Here is a 15,598-nt window from a genome sequence, read left to right as displayed (position 1 = left end):
GCAGCGGCGGCAGGCGCAGCGGCGCCCGCGGCGGGCGAGGGGTGGTGGCGGCGGCCGGGGTCTCCGCCGGTGCCGCCTGACGATAGGCGGCGGCGGCCCCGGAAGCGGAGGCACGGGCGGCACGGGCGCTGCGGGCATCACCCGGCAGGGCGGCCAGCCGCTCGCGCAGGACGCCGGCGAAGGCCGGGTCGAGCACCGCCAGATCGGCCGCCGGCTTGGTGCGGCAGCCGACGTGCAGGGCCTTGGTGGGGTCTTCCGGCGGTCGCGGCAGCACGTCGGCATAGGGCCAGACGGACAGCAGCAGGCCGCGCCGGTCGCGGATCTCCAGGCGCGTCAGGGTGGCCCGCACCAGGGCGTCGCGCGGTCCGTCGCCGCGCCCCGCGTCGTAGAGGCCGGGAAAGGTGATGCTGGTCGGCGGTGTCGTCACCGCGCTGTTGTAGCCGCAGCGGCGCCCTGCGTCCATCGGCCGCGTTTGTGGCCTGCCGCCGCTCTGCTAAGGTTGGCGCACCAAGCAAGAACCGCACACGGAGGACGACCCGACATGACAGCTGCGACCGAGTTCCAGGCCCTGGTGCTGGACAAGTCCGACGACGGCAAGGTGGCCCCCACCATCAAGACCCTGCCCGACAGCGCCCTGCCGGCCGGCGACGTCACGGTGCGGGTGTCCCATTCCACCCTGAACTACAAGGACGGGCTGGTGCTGAATGGCCTCGGCAATCTGGTGCGCGACTATCCGCATGTGCCGGGGGTGGATTTCGCCGGCACCGTCGAGGCCTCGGACTCCCCCGCCTTCGCCCCCGGCGACCGGGTGGTGCTGACCGGCTGGCGGGTGGGCGAGGTGCATTGGGGCGGCTATTCCCAGAAGGCGCGGGTGAACGGTGACTGGCTGGTGCGCCTGCCCGACGGCCTGGACGCCCGCCACGCCATGGCCATCGGCACCGCCGGCTTCACCTCCATGCTGGCGGTGATGGCGCTGGAGGCGCACGGCATCACCCCGGACAGCGGCCCGGTGCTGGTCACCGGCGCCACCGGCGGCGTCGGATCGGTGGCGGTGGCGATCCTCGCCCGCCTCGGCTACACGGTGGAGGCGGTGACCGGCAAGGCCGACAGCGACGCCTACCTGAAGGATCTCGGCGCCAGCGTCATCGTGCCGCGCAGCGACTTCGCCGAGCCGGTCACCCGGCCGCTGCTGAAGGAGCGCTGGGCCGGCTGCGTCGATGCGGTGGGCGGCCAGATGCTCGCCAACATCCTGCCGCAGATGAAGTACCGCGGCGCCGTAGCGGCGGTCGGACTGGCCGGCGGCAACAAGCTGGAGACGACGGTGGTGCCGTTCCTGCTGCGCGGCATCAGCCTGCTCGGCATCGACTCGGTGATGGCGCCGAAGGCGGAGCGCGAGGCGGCCTGGGCGCGCCTCGTCACCGACCTGCCGCTCGACCGCCTGGATGCCATGATCCAGGACGTCGGTCTGGCCGACCTGCCGGAACTGGGCAAGCAGATCCTCAAGGGCGGCGTCACCGGCCGCGTAGTGGTCGACGTCGACCGCTGACGCGGGCGCGGACGCAGGCGAAAAAAAAGCCCCTCTCCCCGGGGTTAGGAGGGAGAGGGGCAGACCCCGCCGGAGATGCGGGAGGTGGGAGTGCGGGAGGGCCCGGCCGTGTCAGTCCGGGTCCGCCCCCTCTCCGGCGGCGGTATGGGCGCGGCGGATGCGGAAGAAGCGTCCGACGATCATCGGCAGCACGAAGCCGACGATGGCAACCGTCCACAGCGTGATGGTCAGCGGCGAGCCCACCAGGATGGACCAGTCGCCGTTGGAAATGGTGAGCGCGCGGCGCAGGTTGGCTTCCATCAGGTTGCCGAGCAGCACGCCCAGGATCACCGGCACCAGCGGCACGTCCAGCTTGCGCAAGACCCAGCCGAGGACGCCAAAGCCGACCATCACCAGCAGGTCGAAGGTGGAGCCGGAGATGCCGTAGATGCCGACGGCGGCGACCATGGCGACGGTCGGCATCAGGATGCGCGGCGGCACCGACAGCACCCGCACGAACAGCCCGACCAGCGGAATGTTCAGCGCCAGCAGCATCAGGTTGCCGATGAACAGGGCGGCGATCAGGCCCCACACCACGTCCGGGTTGTTGGTGAACAGCAGCGGGCCGGGGGTGATGTTCAGCGCCAGCAGCATGGCCAGCAGCACCGCCGTGGTGCCCGAACCGGGCACGCCGAGGGCCAGCATGGGCACCAGGGCGCCACCGGCGGCGGCGTTGTTGCCGGCTTCCGGCGCCACCACGCCGCGCGGATCGCCCTTGCCGAAGGTGCCCTTGCGATCGACCATGCGCTTTTCCAGCGTATAGGCGACGAAGGACCCGAGCGAGGCACCGGCCCCCGGCAGCACGCCGGCGATGAAGCCGATGATGGTGGAGCGGCCCATGGTGCCGCTGGTTTCCTTCAGCGTCTTCAGCGGCACGGTGATGCGGCCGAGCGGCTTGGCATCCTTGCCCGAGGCCTCGCTCTCGCCGCGGTGCTCAAGGAAGATGAACACTTCCGACAGGGCGAACAGGCCGACGATGGCGACCAGGAAGTCGATGCCGTCGTACAGGTGGACGTTGCCGAAGGTGTAGCGCGGCATGCCGGTCTGGCCGTCGACGCCGATCATGGCGATGGCAAGGCCGAGGGCGGCGGCAAAGGCGGCCTTGGACTGGTTGCGGCTGGTGACGCCGCCCAGCGTGGCGAAGGCCAGCACGAACAGCGCGAAGTATTCCGCCGGACCGAACAGCAGCGCCACCTTCACCAGCAGCGGCGACAGGAACACGAGGCCCCAGGTGGCGAAGAAGGCGCCCACGAACGACGCCACGCCCGACAGCGCCAGCGCCTCGCCGGCGCGGCCCTGGCGGGCCATGGGGTAACCGTCCAGGGTGGTCATCATCGCCGGCTCGTCACCGGGGATGTTGAGCAGGATCGACGAAATGCGGCCGCCGTACATGGCGCCGTAGTAGACGCTGGTCAGCAGGATCAGCGCCGGCGTCGCCGGCAGGCCGAGGGTGAAGGCCACCGGGATCAGGATGGCGACACCGTTGGACGGGCCGAGGCCCGGCATGGTGCCGATGATGGTGCCGAGGAAGCACCCCAGCAGGGCGAGGCCCAGGTTCTGCCACGTCAGCGCAATGGCGAACCCGTCCATCAGGGAGGCGAGTGCGTCCATGGCTCAGAACCCCCAGGGACCACGGGCCAGCGCCAGCCCGAGAATGAGATGGAAGACGACGTAGATGCCGACGGAGATGCCGACCCCGGCGATCACCGCGCCCAGCGGCCGGCTGCCCAGCCGCCAGGACAGGATCGCCGCGGCCACCGCCGTCGCCAGCAGGAAGCCGACTTCGGACAGGGCAAGCGAGTAGGCGGTCATCACCGCCACCGCCAGGGCGATCTCCAGCAGGCGGCCGAGCGGCGGCCAGTCGGGAGATTCGTCCGGGCGGATGAGCGGGTAGATGCACGCGAGTGCCATCACGCCTCCGATGATGATCGGGAAAGCCCTGGGGCCCAGCGGATCGCTGCTGAACCCCAGTTCCACCTGCGTTGCCTGCCAGATGAAGAAGGCGGCGAGCAGGAGCCCGACGCCTCCGAAGACGCGATCGCTGCTCATTTGACGAGACCGATCTCGCGCGACAGGTCTTCGGTTTCCTTCACCTGCTGCGCCACGAAGGCGGTGAAGTCGTCACCGTCGACGTCCAGCGGCATCAGACCGCTGGTTTCCATGATCTGCTTCCATTCCTCGGACTCGTAGACCGACTCGATGGCGTTGACCCAGTAGGTGCGGGCCTCGTCCTTCATGTTGGCCGGGCCGTAGAAGCCGCGCCAGTTGGCGCCGACCGAGTCGATGCCCTGTTCGCGGGCGGTCGGGAACTTGTTGAACTCGCCCGGCAGGCGTTCCGGGGCCAGCACCGCCAGCACCTTGAGATCGCCCGAGTCGACGAAGCCCTTGGCTTCCGAGATGTCGCCGGTGAAGGCCTGGACGTGGCCGCCGAGCAGCTGCGTCACCGCCTCGCCGCCGCCCTCGAAGGGCACGTACTTGATGGCGCGCAGGTTCTCGACGCCGGCCTTGCGGGCCGCCGCCAGCACCTTCAGGTGATCCCAGCCGCCCACCGCCGAGCCGCCGGCGATGGCGACGGTGTTGGGGTCGGCCTTGATCTTGTCCATCAGCTCGGGAAGCGTGTTGAGCGGGCTGTCCTTGGACACGGCGATGACGCCGTAGTCGGCACCGACGGAGCCGAGCCAGGTCACCTGGTCCATGGTCATGCCGGGGAAGGCGCCCTGGGCGAGGCGGGTGCTGGTGGCCGAGGAGGCGGCGACGATCACGTTGTCGTGGCCGCCGCGCTTGGACACCACATGGGCGAAGGCGACGCCGCCGGACCCGCCGGTCATGTTGGTGACCTGGATGGGCGAGGGCACCAGCTTCAGGTCATACATGGTCTTGCCGACCTGACGGCAGGTGAAGTCCCAGCCGCCGCCCGGGTTGGCGGGGGCGATGCACTCGGGGCGCTGCGGCTCGAAGGCGGCGGCGGTGCCGACCGGCAGGGCGGCGACGAGGACGGCGGCGGCAAGGGAGCGCCGGGTCAGGGAAAGCAAAGACATCGTGCGGGTTCCTCCCATCGGAACTTCGGGGGTCAGGCGTCTCCGGCGGTCGGAAGCGCCCCTGCGGCGGGAGGAGAAGGGCCGGCGGAGACGGTTCTCCGGCGGGTGCTGGCCGTCATCCTCCCTGACCTGACGAGCCTTCTAATTTCGGCATGGCTGCCATCTGGACTCGTGCGGTCAGGAGGACTGTACGCCGCGAACCTGTCGCGAACCTGTCATCGGGGGGATAAGATGATTACTCCCCACGCCGGCCGGATGATCCCTTCGGTCCGTCGTGGGGCGTCTTCGCGCAATGACGCTGCCTATTGCACCGTCAGGGCCTGGTGCCAGCGGTCGAGCAGGCGGCGGCGCTTGGACTGGTCGCGGTAGACCAGCAGGCCGGCCCCGACGCGGATGGGGCGGATGGTGGTTTCCGCCTCCGCCACCAGCGCCGCCATGGTGTTGGCGCCCTGGACGGCGGGGTGCAGGGCGTTCAGGTTGACGTCGTTGGCCAGCACCGTCTGCCCGGCGCGGGAGGCGAGGAAATCCAGGAACAGCCGCCCCGCCTCCGGCGTCCGCGCCAGCCGGGGCACGAGGCCGATGCGCGACAGCACGACGACGAAATCCTCCGGCACGATGATGCCGAGGTCCGGCCGCTCCGGCGCCATGGCGGCGGCGTAGGACCCGAGCACGTTGTAGCCGTAGGCGAGCCGCCCCTGCGCCGTCTTGTCGATGATGGCGGCGGAGTCGGTGTAGAGCTTCACCCCCGCCCGCCCCATCAGCGACACCAGATCCCACAGGTCGGGGTCGACGTCGGCATCGCGCGCCAGCAGCAGGAAGCCGAGGCCGCTGCGGCTGATGTCGTAGGTGCCGATGCGGCCGGCCAGTGCTTCTTCCCAGGCGTCGTCGCCGAGCAGCTGGCGCAGGTCGGCCCGCGTGCGCGGCGGCGCCCGCTCGGCGAAGGTCGGGCGGTGGTAGACCATCACCGTCGGTTCGAAGGTGAGGCCGAAGGCGGTGTCGCGCCAGACCGCCCACGGCGGCAGTTCCTGCGCCGAGGGCACGTCCACCCGCTGGGCGAAGCCGTCGTTCGCCAGCTTGAACTGCAGGTCCATGGCCGAACTGAGGACGAAGTCGGCGGTGGGGCCGCCGGCTTCGGTTTCCGCCCGCACCCGTTCGTCGGTCTCTTCCGACTGCAGCTCGTGGTAGACCACGGTCACCGTCGGCCGCTGCTGCTGGAAGGCGCGGATGACCGGCGTGAACAGGCCGGTGTCGGTGGTGCCGTAGATGACCAGCTGCAGCGCCAGCCCCTCCACCGCCGTCTGCGGCGCCGGGAAGGTTTTGGTGGTGCCGCCCCACGCCGCCGCCGAAGGCAGCAGCAAGCAGAGGGCGAGCAGGATTCTGGCGGTGAAGCAGGGCATGTGCCATATCTTGGACACCCCTGACTTCCAGGCAAGCCGAAAACTGCCGCCGAGTCGCGCCCCATGCGGATTCTTGTCGTCGAGGATAACCCGGAACTGGCGGCGACGCTGGAGCAGTTGCTGCGCGCCGACGGCCACGCCGTCGACATCGCCACCGACGGCGAGGGCGCCGATGCGGTCCTCAGCGCCGAGACGTTCGATCTGGCGGTGCTCGACCTCGGCCTGCCGGGGCTCGACGGGCTGGAGGTGCTGAAGCGGCTGCGGCGCCGGCGCGACGATACCGCCGTGCTGGTGCTGACCGCCCGCGGCGCCCTCGACGACCGGGTGCGCGGGCTCGACCTCGGGGCCGACGACTACCTGACCAAGCCCTTCGACATCGCCGAGTTCGAGGCCCGCGTGCGCGCCCTGCTGCGGCGGCGGGTGGGGGCGCAGGGGGGCGTGGTGGCGGTGGGGCCGCTGACCTTCGACGTCGCCAGCCGCCGCGCCACCCTCCACGGCGCCGCGCTCGACCTGCCGCGCCGCGAGCTGGACCTGCTGGAAGCCCTGGTGGTGCGGGGCGAGCGGGTGGTGACCAAGCAGGAACTGGCCGATGCCGTCTCCAGCTTCGGCGACCCGCTGACCGAAAGCGCCGTCGAGCTGTACATGAGCCGCCTGCGCCGCAAGCTGGAGCCGGCCGGCATCCGCATCCGCAGCCTGCGCGGCCTCGGCTACGTGCTGGAGGCGGGCTGAGCATGCGGGGGCTTCCGCGCCGGTCCCTGCGCCGCAATCTGCTGGTGTGGCTGCTGGTGCCGCTGTTCGGCCTCGGCGCCCTGATCGCCGCCGAAGCCTACTACCACGCCCTGCATCTGGCGACGGCGGTGGCCGACCGCACCCTGGCGGGCTCGGCGCTCTCCATCTCCGACCGCGTCACCATCGCCAACGACGGCAGCCTGGAGGTGGACCTGCCCTATGTGGCGCTGGAGATGCTGACCTCGGTCGGCGACAACCGGGTGTTCTATCTGGTGCGGGCCCGCGACGGCGCCCTGGTCACCGGCTACAAGGACCTGCCGCTGCCGGAGGCGGAGGCGCTGCCGCGCATGCCCGGCAACCCGGTGTTCTACGATGCCGAGTATCAGGGCGTGCCGGTGCGCGCCGCCGCCGTCATCGGCATTGCCTCCGACGCCCGGCGCAGCGCCGGCTACACGGTGGTGGTGGCGGAGACGACCCAGGGACGGCAGGCCCTGGCGCGGGAGACCCTCACCCGGCTGGCCAGCCGGCTGACGGCGCTGGCGGTGATCGTCGCCGCCGTGGTGTGGCTCGGCATCAGCCGTGGCCTGCGACCGCTGGCCGACCTCGGCACCGCCGTCGGCCGCCGCAGTCCCGACGACCTGCGTCCCATCGACCACGCCGCGCCGCGCGAAACCGCCGATCTGGTGGACGCCATCAACGCCTTCATCGACCGTCTGCGCACGGCGGTGGAGGGCTTGCGGCAGTTCACCGGCACCCTCGGCCACCAGATGCGCACACCGCTTGCCATCGTGCAGAGCAACCTGGCGCTGGCCCTGCGCAGCGACCTGCCGCCGGCGGCGCGGGTGCCGCTGGAACGGGCCGAGCGCGCCGCCCGCGATGCCGAGCGCCTGACCGGCCAGTTGCTGCTGCTCGCCCGCATGGACGAGGCGCGGGCGACGCGGGAGGGCTTCGTTGCCGTCGACATGGCGCTGCTGGCGGAGGAAGTGACGGGGGAACGGGCGCCTGCCGCCCTGCGCCTCGGCCTGGAACTGGCGCTGGAGGTGGCGGTGGCGCCGGTGCTGGTGCGCGGCGCGCCGGTGCTGCTGCGCGAGGTGCTGCTGAACCTGATCGACAACGCCGCCCGCCACGCCGCGCCCGGCGCCGCCACCGTGCGGGTGAGCGCCGATGCGGCTGCCGTGCGGCTGGAGGTGGAGGATCACGGCCCCGGCATCGCCCCGGCCCAGCGGGCGGCGGCGCTGGAACGCTTCGCCCGCGGCGGCGCCGCCGACAGCCGCGATGGCGGCGGCGGCACCGGCCTCGGCCTGCCCATCTGCCGCGACATCGCCGTGCTGCACGGCGGCAGCCTGACCCTGGGCGACACCCCCGGCGGCGGCCTGCGCGTCACCCTCACCCTGCCGCGCGCCATGGGCGAGGGGTGAGCCCCGCCCGGCGAGGACAAGCCGGGGACCAACTAAAAAATTAAAGCCAGCAACCCGACGACCACCAGCAGGCCGATGAGGAAGATGACGCCGACGGTGCCGCCGATGAACCTGAGCATGGGGGTCTCCTTTCCGTGCCGTAAGCTTGGAAATCGAGGTTCTGTAACTTTGGTGGAGGCGGGTAGACGCCGGTGGATATAGAAAAATCAATGACTTAGTCCATACTCATCCTCTATGGTACGGCACAGTCCGGGAGCGGATTTTCCGCCTTTTTTCCGTGGAGGATGACGAATGGCCCGTCGGATACGTGACCACCGCCTTGACAGCCGGTCGGCTCGCGACTGTCTTGTTCCCAACCCGGAGCCCTACTGGGCAAGGATGAGCCATGGTTGCTATCTCGGCTACCGTAAGGGCAAGCGGGTGGGCCGCTGGGTCGCCCGCTGGCGCAGCCGGGCCGGCCGGCAGATCCACACTACGCTGGGTACCGCTGATGATACCTTCGATGCCGACGGCCTCACCGCATTGTCCTTCGATCAGGCCCAGGCGAAGGCGCGGGAGTGGTTCCAGGACATCGCAGCCCGCACCAAGCTGGGGCGGCCTAAAGGCCCCTACACCGTGGCCCAATGTATGGCCGATTACATTGCCTGGCTGAGCGACGCAAAGAAGTCAGCTCGCCACGTTGAGATCTACGCGAATGCCTACATCCTGCCCGAACTCGGTCATCTGGACACAGAGGATTTGACCACGGATTGCCTTGAAGCATGGCGAGCCAAAATTCGGCGGAGCAAGCCCCGCACGCGAACCGTCACCGGGCGCGCACCGGCGTACCGGACCGAAGGTCCCGACCAGGAGGAGGCCGACCGAAAAGCCCGACGTCGGTCCAACGGTTACCTGGTCTATTTGCGAGCCGCCCTTAACAGAGCATGGAAGGCAGGCCGCATCGCCAAGAGCAGGGATGTGTGGATGCGTGTGGAGGCCTACAAAGAGGTCGATCGCCCTCGCAGCAATTATCTGACCGAGGAACATTCATGCCGCTTGGTCAACACGTGCGAACCTGGGCTTCGCGAACTGGTGCAACTGGCGCTGCTGACAGGGGCCCGCTACGGTGAACTGTGCGCCTTCGACGTGCGCGACTTCGATGCTCGCAACGGCACCCTCTATGTCCGCAGGAGCAAGAACAATCGTTCCCGCCACATCGTGCTGTAGGATGAAGGCGTCGCCCTCTGCCTGGCTCTGACCGTCGGGCATACGCTCAACGACCCACTGCTACGCCGAGCCTGCGGCGAGCGCTGGGGCCGCGATCTTCATCGTCGGCCATTCAAAGCGGCTTGTGCCCGAGCTGGACTTGAGCCGTCGTTCACCTTTCACGAGCTTCGCCACACCTGGGCGAGCCTGGCGGTGATGAATGGTGCAGAGCTAATTGTCGTGGCACACAATCTCGGCCACAAAGACACCCGGATGGTGGAACGGGTCTATGGGCACCTGGCCCACACCTATGTTGCACGCCGCATCCGCGAGACAGCACCATCATATGGATTTGCCGTCGAGAGCTACGCCGTCCCTATGTCACAGCGCCGCTGACCCCCTGTTGTTCGGTAAGAACCCACTGGGCACCGGAGCCTGCCGATTTCACGGCTGGTTACTGTCGATCGAACTTCTCAGAGCCAATCTCAATTTGCCTTGTCCACGCGCTTCTTCCGCAGCGGCCTCCTTCGATCCGGGGAAGCAGATGGAGTCTTAACCGAGGACGGCACCTTACGGCAGCCAGGGATGCGAATCACGATGACGCGACGATCGATGCCGTCTGCTACCTCGGCCATTTGGACAGCTTCAACCCAACAGTTATCATCAAAATCGAACGGCCACGTTTTTTGCGCGCAAAGGTCCAGCGCCGCGAGCATCCCAATGCGGGGCTTTGTGGAAATGTACCCAGCAGTCTGACCCAGATATTTCTTCAAACCTTCCTGCGAACCGTCTTTGTATTCACGCTTGACCTCGATAATAAATCTCCAAGTTGGCAATATGATTGCTAGGTCTGCGCGCCCAGACGCAACATCGTGTGCTTCGGGCACAATTGTGTGCTCGGGGAAGCCAATCGCCTGCGCCTTAAGCCAGTGAAGCAAGGCTCGCTGTAGTTCGACTTCTAGTGGCTTGGCGCCCCCTTTTTCAAACAAAAAGCCGAACACCTCGCCAGCCATGACGCTGCCTATATCCAGGCAAGCGTGCAAGAACCGCAACGAGTGAAATAGGATAAGCTCAACATCATGGCGGGCTGATCCTGCGAAATCCGGATGGTTTTCCATATCGCCGGACAAGCGAGAAAAAGCGGATTCTACCGAGGCCGAAGTAACGGCGCGCTTTGACTGAAGGACTGTCGCCAGCATTTCGCGGATCCGAGGGTTCTCCTGCGAAAATATGTCATCAGTTGGGCCGGAAGCGTTGGGGCGCATTGCCGGCCCAATTGCTTTTCCCGGCGATTTTGCCTTTTCTTCTAGCTCAGTAAGAAGCCTGCGGCCCTCGGCTTTGTCCTCTTCGCTCGTAGCGCCATCCAGCACCCAAGCTTGTAAGTGCGCGCGAAGCCCTTCGCGCTCCAAGAAGCTGTTCGCGAGCCGATCTGCGACTGCCTTCCGGAGGGTATCTCCTGCCGACGCTGCTGCGAGAGGGATAAGTGCCCGCCGAAGTGCCGCCACTCGCTCCAGCACGGGCACTGCCCTAAGCCAGGAGCGCTTTGTTAATTCACCGGAAAGTGTTTGCAGTGCATTCGTAAGCTCGTACCAAGCGAGTTCGGCATCAATTCTTGGGCGGAGCCATGATCTGAGAGATCGATGGTCGAGCTCGTTCTGCCTGCTCAATGCAGACGCCTTCGCTTTGTCGACCTGTTCTTCAATGGCTGCAGAGGAAGCGTCATCGCAGAACAGGACCAAAGCCCGGATAGATGCCCCGAGCGCTTCAGCCTCCTCTAGGTCAGGGTTCTGTTCCAGCGCTTTTGAGAATGTGTCTTCAGCGAACTTCAGGCCTGCAATCATGCTGGCTTGATCTGGCGCAGTTAGCGCCTCATCCAGTTGGGTGAGAGCGAGCTCATAGGTGGCTTGGTCGCCGGCCTCCTCATTCGCAGCCAAACGCTGAAGAACGCCTTTCATCTCGGGCATCCGATCCCGAGCCCAGCTGAGACCGGCAATCACCGCCGCCCTGCGGATGAAATGAGGAGGGTCGTTCTGCAGGACTTCTTCCAGGCACGACATTAATCGAAATCGCGAAAAATGGCCTGCAGTTGACAGCAAGTACGCTCCCGCCAAGCATTCGGAGGCCATGTCGGCCTCAGGGGGCGTCTGTCTCGTGCCTATGCGGCTCAAGATCGCCGTGGTTAAACCCGGCTTAAGCTCGTTCGGAAGGGGAGCTGCGGCTAACTGAGCAATCACAGAGTGGATCACAAGCGGGAAAGGGTTCTCCGCAACGATGCCCACCAAAAGGTCGACCGTATCCCCCAGCGCATTCGCGTCAACGAGAGCTGCGATCAGCCTGTCAGCGTGGACGTCACCACGCAGGGTTTCCGCCTCAGCGCTTAAAGCAGCTAGCCCCCCAAGCTCATCGAGGGAGGGGGCTTCAAAGGCAGCCAATCGCTCCGCGAGCACGTGTTCCTCCTCTCAATAACGAGAGCGGCTTCAAAACATAGTTCCCGCTTCGGTGGGAGCGCGAATATTTTTCGGTATGAAAGCAGGCTTGGCGACATTCCCCCGAGCAGTCGCCAGGAAAACCTGTAACCGGCCCGTTTCGGCGGCCAGCGCAGAGATTTCCTTCAGCATCGCTTGCAGATCGTCGTCGCCGACTTCTTCGCTACCCGGCGAGTCTATAAAGAGCACACCCGGGTGGTGGCCAACGCCCGTCTTCTGGGCCAGGCGCATCATGGCGATCACCAAGGCAATACGCAGGCGCAGCCTCTGGCCGGGAGTTTGTCCGGTGTATGAGCTCTGCTTTCCGGAAACGGTGAGGGTGATGCCGTTGCCCTTTATGAGGACCTTCTCAAGGCCCCGAAATCCAATGCGGCCGCCAACGTCAACAATCTCGCGCTCGAGCTCCCGCAGTTGTCCTGCGCCGGTCTCTTGCACACGCGCCTCTGCCACCTTTTCTGCAGCGCGGAGAACGTCTGGACGGCTTCTGGAGCATCCTCCTTGGTCGGCGTGACAGAGCGCTTGACTTCGTCCAGCGCACCCTTCAGACGTTCGATCACGTTTTCTTGCCGCCTACGGGCTGATAGCGTCTCAGCAAGGGTCTCGAGATACGCGAGCCGCTCCATGATGGCTTTCCGATCACGCTCCTTCTGAAGGGCGCTCTCCCCGAGATTGGCAGCTTCCTGGCTCGCTGCACGGTGAAGCCGCTTTAAGTCAGCTTCCCGCTCTACCGCTGCGGCCAAGCGTTCGTTGTAGCCGTCAGGGTCATCGACGAGCCCCGTCCGGTCACACACAGAACAGCGACCGCTATCCTCATGCGCCACCCGATCTTCTGGGAAGGGATTAGAGCATCGGGGGCAACAAACGGGTTTGAGCCCAGAGAATATCTTGCGCGTGCCCGCCCCCTCTTTTAGCCGTCTAAGTTCGGCGCGGGCTAGGTCCCACTCGGCCTTAGCCTGTTCTGCAGTGCGTTCAGCGGTGGCTTGGCGAGCTTGAACGCCAGCAATTTCTTTCGCTAGCTTTGCGTTTGCTAAAGTAAGTTCATCTACCTCTCGGAGATTGGTAGTTTTGCTCCCCATTGCCCTAAGTTTCCCCTCTTCGCTGGCGAGCGCTTTCTGTAGACGAACAATGTCCTCATTGGCGAATTGGCTGTGCCTTCCGCTCCCTTTTCCCGCTTTATCGAAGGCGAGGGCATGACGGATGGCCATCAAGGTATCTGCGTAAGGCAAGCCAACAAATAGCTGAAGCATCCGCCACCAGAGGCCTCCAACCGCGATATCCCCTAGGATCGCCGGATGTGATCCTTCTATGAAGAGGGACCGCGCATATGCAGGCCATCGATGCGTCGACTCCTGTGGCCCGCCGTCATCTTCGCCCGAGAGATTTTGAATGGGCGGTAAGGCAAAGCGCTCTGTCATGAGATTGTCCATGACACGCTCGAACTGCTCGTCTCCACTGAAGACGGCCAAGGTCCTGGCCGCGCCCGGACCTTCATGGATTAGCGAGCCCTGTGCGCCTTCAGTCACGTCCGTAAAAGTTACGCGGTACTGATCGATGCCGATGGAGAAGGCTACCTCTACGCTTTGAATCCATGCGCGGACCTCGCTCTTTAGGCCACGCGACCGGCCGCGGAGCGCCCACAGGATGACCTCCATTATGGTGGTCTTCCCTATGAGGTTGAGGCCGTCACTAAGTATGCCCCAGAGCCCCGTGCCAAGATCGTTCCATTCGAACGCGAAATCCTCATTCGCGACGTCTTTTCCGGCCTTGGTCCCGCTAAAATAGACTCGCCGGACCACGAGGCTCTCGGCTCGGTGCGTGCCGCTGGCTTCGCGCACATCAATGGACTCAAGAACGGCTTCCACATCCTGCACATCGACCTTGGCGCGCTTCGCAACGGTTTCCGCGAATGGCGCAATCACCTGTTCGTCAGCCATGTACAGACTCCAAATCCTTCAGTCGCTGGCGAACCCGAGCGGCAATCGATGATATTGTTTCGCCATGCGGGGCGTTCGCATACTCAGGCTGACGATATTGCATGTCCGCAATATCCTGGGCGGACATGCCTCCGCAAAGCGCGCCTACCAGAGCGGCGCGGGCCACGTACCATCGCGCCTCCTCCATTTCCGCCGCAATAGTGTTTGCTACCTCGGCCCCTCTCCCGAGTAGGAAGAACCGCATCACTTTCGTGTCCGGGTGGCGGCGACATTCAGCAAGCCCGTAGCTCACTAGAGGAGCCATGCCCGTATCAATCGGTTCGTAGGCCCCGAAAAGGTATTTTGCCATTGCGTCACGTCGAATTTCGGGCTCTTCCGAATCCAGAATTGAACGAGCTTCTTGAAGCCATTGCCGTTCGCCCGTGGCTTGGTGCCTGTCAAGAAGCGCTTCAGCTAAGTGATCAGGATTACGAACGAAGAAGTCCAATTTCTGGAGCTTCTTCTGAGCAACAACGACCTTAACCGCTCCAGGGACGGGTGGTGGTTTGCCTACGTCTTCGCCGGCCTGCGCAAGTATGAAGAGGAGCCGCATGGCATCGCGGAACTGGCGCGTGGGCTCATCGCTGTATGCAATTGGCATCCTCTATCCGCCCCTCCCCAACGGAGAAAACTACCGGTATCGCCGCAACTGACAGGAAGGTCGGATCCCTCGGCCGCAGATTATTTAGCTGTATCGCGAACGCTGTGGCGGTTGCAACCATCACCTGCCGAATAGCTGCAGAGGATGCAAGCAGCCCGCAAATCGAGCGACCTCGCTGAGGGAAGCGCAACAAAGAGCTCTAGTTTGCACGATGATCCGCTGACGGGAGCAAGTTCAAGAGCGGACCCCTGTTGGCGCAGCCGCGGGATGCGCGGCTAATTCGATCAGGCGTCGGATCTGAGCGCTATTGGCATTGATCTGGGTGGAAGCCCCATACGCCTTTTCCCGGCGCTGCGCCTTGATGTCTGGCTTGCCTTCCTTATGGGCGACCAACATTCCCTCCATCTCTCCCCAAAAGACGTTCATGTGACCATAAAGGGCGTTCATCAGGTCTGACGCCTCAGGAAGGTAAAAACTCACGTGAATGAGAATTCTTTCAACTTTGCGGCAATATCCAAGATGCCACTCCCTAAACTGCTCAACCGTAATATTGTCTCGTCTGTGAAGTACATCCCAGTTAGTGAAAATGCCATTGAAACCTCGGCCAAGGTCTGGTGGGCGGATTCCAGGCGTTCAAGCATGCGACTTTCTCGCCGTCCTTCCGCATCAACTAGTACTCGTTCCCGGTGTATGCAGATGTCCTTTTCGGCCTGGATCATGGCTACCCTTAGCTGGGTTCCGGTAGAAAGGTGGCCAACGAGATAAGCTACAGCGGCAGTAATTGCCGCACCAATCAGCGCCCACGCTTCTTTGGGCAAGCTCACGAATTCAGCAGCCATTACTCCCCCTGGTCGATCGGCGAATTTTAGAAAGTGCACATGTGTATGCGGGGCGCGCTGTTTTTCATGCGAAGCGCGGGAGCCTTATTCGAGCACGGGGAGCTACGACTCCAGGCGCGAATTCAAACAGCCGCTACATTCACTCCAAGAGCTGCGCAGGCGAGATTCCTAGCGCATTGGCAATTTGCTCCAGCACCAGGACGGTTGGATTACGGACCCCGCGCTCAACGCCGCTGATGTAGGTTCTGTGCAAGCCCGACTGAAAGGCAAGCTCCTCCTTGAGCCGCTCCCTGACCTTGGACCACCCGAGGCAAGAAATCTCGGGTTGAAACGCCTCAGGGCAGGCG

At 65.1% G+C, this 15,598-nt stretch carries 16 protein-coding genes and 1 pseudogene; 4 read left to right on the top strand and 13 right to left on the bottom strand.

Annotation, left to right across the window (positions count from 1 at the left end):
* Nucleotides 1–463: hypothetical protein (locus tag ABD056_RS21170; protein WP_343870049.1), on the bottom strand; the 463-nt coding region annotated here is incomplete at its 3' end.
* A 78-nt stretch (nt 464–541) separates the two neighbouring features.
* Between ABD056_RS21170 and acuI the strand changes: the two genes are divergently transcribed.
* On the top strand, nt 542–1,546 hold the full coding sequence (gene acuI, locus ABD056_RS21165) for an acrylyl-CoA reductase (NADPH) (protein ID WP_343870046.1): 1,005 nt from the start codon (nt 542–544) through the stop codon (nt 1,544–1,546).
* A gap of 111 nt (nt 1,547–1,657) precedes the next feature.
* Here acuI and ABD056_RS21160 read toward each other — a convergent pair whose 3' ends face one another.
* The 4 genes from ABD056_RS21160 to ABD056_RS21145 all read right to left on the bottom strand — a co-directional run bounded on the left by ABD056_RS21160 (nt 1,658) and on the right by ABD056_RS21145 (nt 6,020).
* The gene (locus ABD056_RS21160; RefSeq protein WP_343870044.1) at nt 1,658–3,196 is read right to left on the bottom strand and encodes a tripartite tricarboxylate transporter permease; all 1,539 of its coding nucleotides are present in this window, start codon (nt 3,194–3,196) and stop codon (nt 1,658–1,660) included.
* Between the two features lie 3 nt (nt 3,197–3,199).
* Complete coding sequence (locus ABD056_RS21155) at nt 3,200–3,634, bottom strand: tripartite tricarboxylate transporter TctB family protein (protein ID WP_343870042.1); 435 nt, start codon at nt 3,632–3,634, stop codon at nt 3,200–3,202.
* Nucleotides 3,631–4,623: a Bug family tripartite tricarboxylate transporter substrate binding protein gene (locus ABD056_RS21150; protein WP_343870040.1), complete on the bottom strand. Its 993-nt coding sequence runs from the start codon at nt 4,621–4,623 to the stop codon at nt 3,631–3,633. Before ABD056_RS21150 ends, ABD056_RS21155 begins: the two co-directional genes overlap by 4 nt.
* A gap of 302 nt (nt 4,624–4,925) precedes the next feature.
* Nucleotides 4,926–6,020 (bottom strand): ABC transporter substrate-binding protein, encoded by a 1,095-nt coding sequence (locus ABD056_RS21145; RefSeq protein ID WP_343870038.1) that lies wholly within the window; start codon nt 6,018–6,020, stop codon nt 4,926–4,928.
* A gap of 63 nt (nt 6,021–6,083) precedes the next feature.
* On the opposite strand from ABD056_RS21145, the gene ABD056_RS21140 reads away from it, so the two are divergent.
* Both ABD056_RS21140 and ABD056_RS21135 read left to right on the top strand, forming a co-directional pair.
* A complete protein-coding gene (locus tag ABD056_RS21140; RefSeq protein ID WP_343870036.1) occupies nt 6,084–6,749 on the top strand; it encodes a response regulator transcription factor in 666 nt (221 codons plus the stop codon).
* Nucleotides 6,750–6,751: 2 nt separating this feature from the next.
* Entirely contained in the window at nt 6,752–8,167 is a 1,416-nt protein-coding gene (locus ABD056_RS21135; RefSeq protein ID WP_343870034.1) for a sensor histidine kinase, read from the top strand.
* Between the two features lie 32 nt (nt 8,168–8,199).
* Here ABD056_RS21135 and ABD056_RS22980 read toward each other — a convergent pair whose 3' ends face one another.
* Nucleotides 8,200–8,286 carry a small membrane protein YohP gene (locus ABD056_RS22980; RefSeq protein ID WP_486303418.1) on the bottom strand — a complete coding sequence of 29 codons (87 nt, stop codon included), beginning with the start codon at nt 8,284–8,286 and terminating at the stop codon, nt 8,200–8,202.
* A 172-nt stretch (nt 8,287–8,458) separates the two neighbouring features.
* Here ABD056_RS22980 and ABD056_RS21130 point away from each other — a divergent pair.
* Nucleotides 8,459–9,748, top strand: a pseudogene (locus ABD056_RS21130) (tyrosine-type recombinase/integrase).
* A gap of 89 nt (nt 9,749–9,837) precedes the next feature.
* Here the strand turns inward: ABD056_RS21130 and ABD056_RS21125 are convergent.
* The 7 genes from ABD056_RS21125 to ABD056_RS21095 form a co-directional block, all read right to left on the bottom strand.
* A complete protein-coding gene (locus tag ABD056_RS21125; protein WP_343870032.1) occupies nt 9,838–11,799 on the bottom strand; it encodes a hypothetical protein in 1,962 nt (653 codons plus the stop codon).
* A gap of 30 nt (nt 11,800–11,829) precedes the next feature.
* On the bottom strand, nt 11,830–12,072 hold the full coding sequence (locus tag ABD056_RS21120; RefSeq protein ID WP_343870031.1) for a PB1 domain-containing protein: 243 nt from the start codon (nt 12,070–12,072) through the stop codon (nt 11,830–11,832).
* A 101-nt stretch (nt 12,073–12,173) separates the two neighbouring features.
* A complete protein-coding gene (locus ABD056_RS21115; RefSeq protein WP_343870029.1) occupies nt 12,174–13,772 on the bottom strand; it encodes an AAA family ATPase in 1,599 nt (532 codons plus the stop codon).
* On the bottom strand, nt 13,765–14,412 hold the full coding sequence (locus ABD056_RS21110) for a hypothetical protein (protein ID WP_343870027.1): 648 nt from the start codon (nt 14,410–14,412) through the stop codon (nt 13,765–13,767). Before ABD056_RS21110 ends, ABD056_RS21115 begins: the two co-directional genes overlap by 8 nt.
* Before the next feature lie 234 nt (nt 14,413–14,646).
* On the bottom strand, nt 14,647–14,892 hold the full coding sequence (locus tag ABD056_RS21105; protein WP_343870024.1) for a hypothetical protein: 246 nt from the start codon (nt 14,890–14,892) through the stop codon (nt 14,647–14,649).
* Nucleotides 14,889–15,251, bottom strand: a complete 363-nt coding sequence (locus tag ABD056_RS21100) for a hypothetical protein (RefSeq protein ID WP_343870021.1) — start codon at nt 15,249–15,251, stop codon at nt 14,889–14,891. The genes ABD056_RS21105 and ABD056_RS21100 overlap by 4 nt, the downstream gene beginning before the upstream one ends.
* Nucleotides 15,252–15,390: 139 nt before the next feature.
* Nucleotides 15,391–15,598 (bottom strand): helix-turn-helix domain-containing protein (locus ABD056_RS21095; protein ID WP_425545069.1); only part of this gene is annotated, 208 nt, incomplete at its 5' end.

The sequence above is a fragment of the Caenispirillum bisanense genome (assembly GCF_039523075.1).
Lineage (GTDB): Bacteria > Pseudomonadota > Alphaproteobacteria > Rhodospirillales > Rhodospirillaceae > Caenispirillum > Caenispirillum bisanense.
Note: the sequence above shows the minus strand (reverse complement) of the source record. Positions and strands in the feature narration are given on the sequence as shown.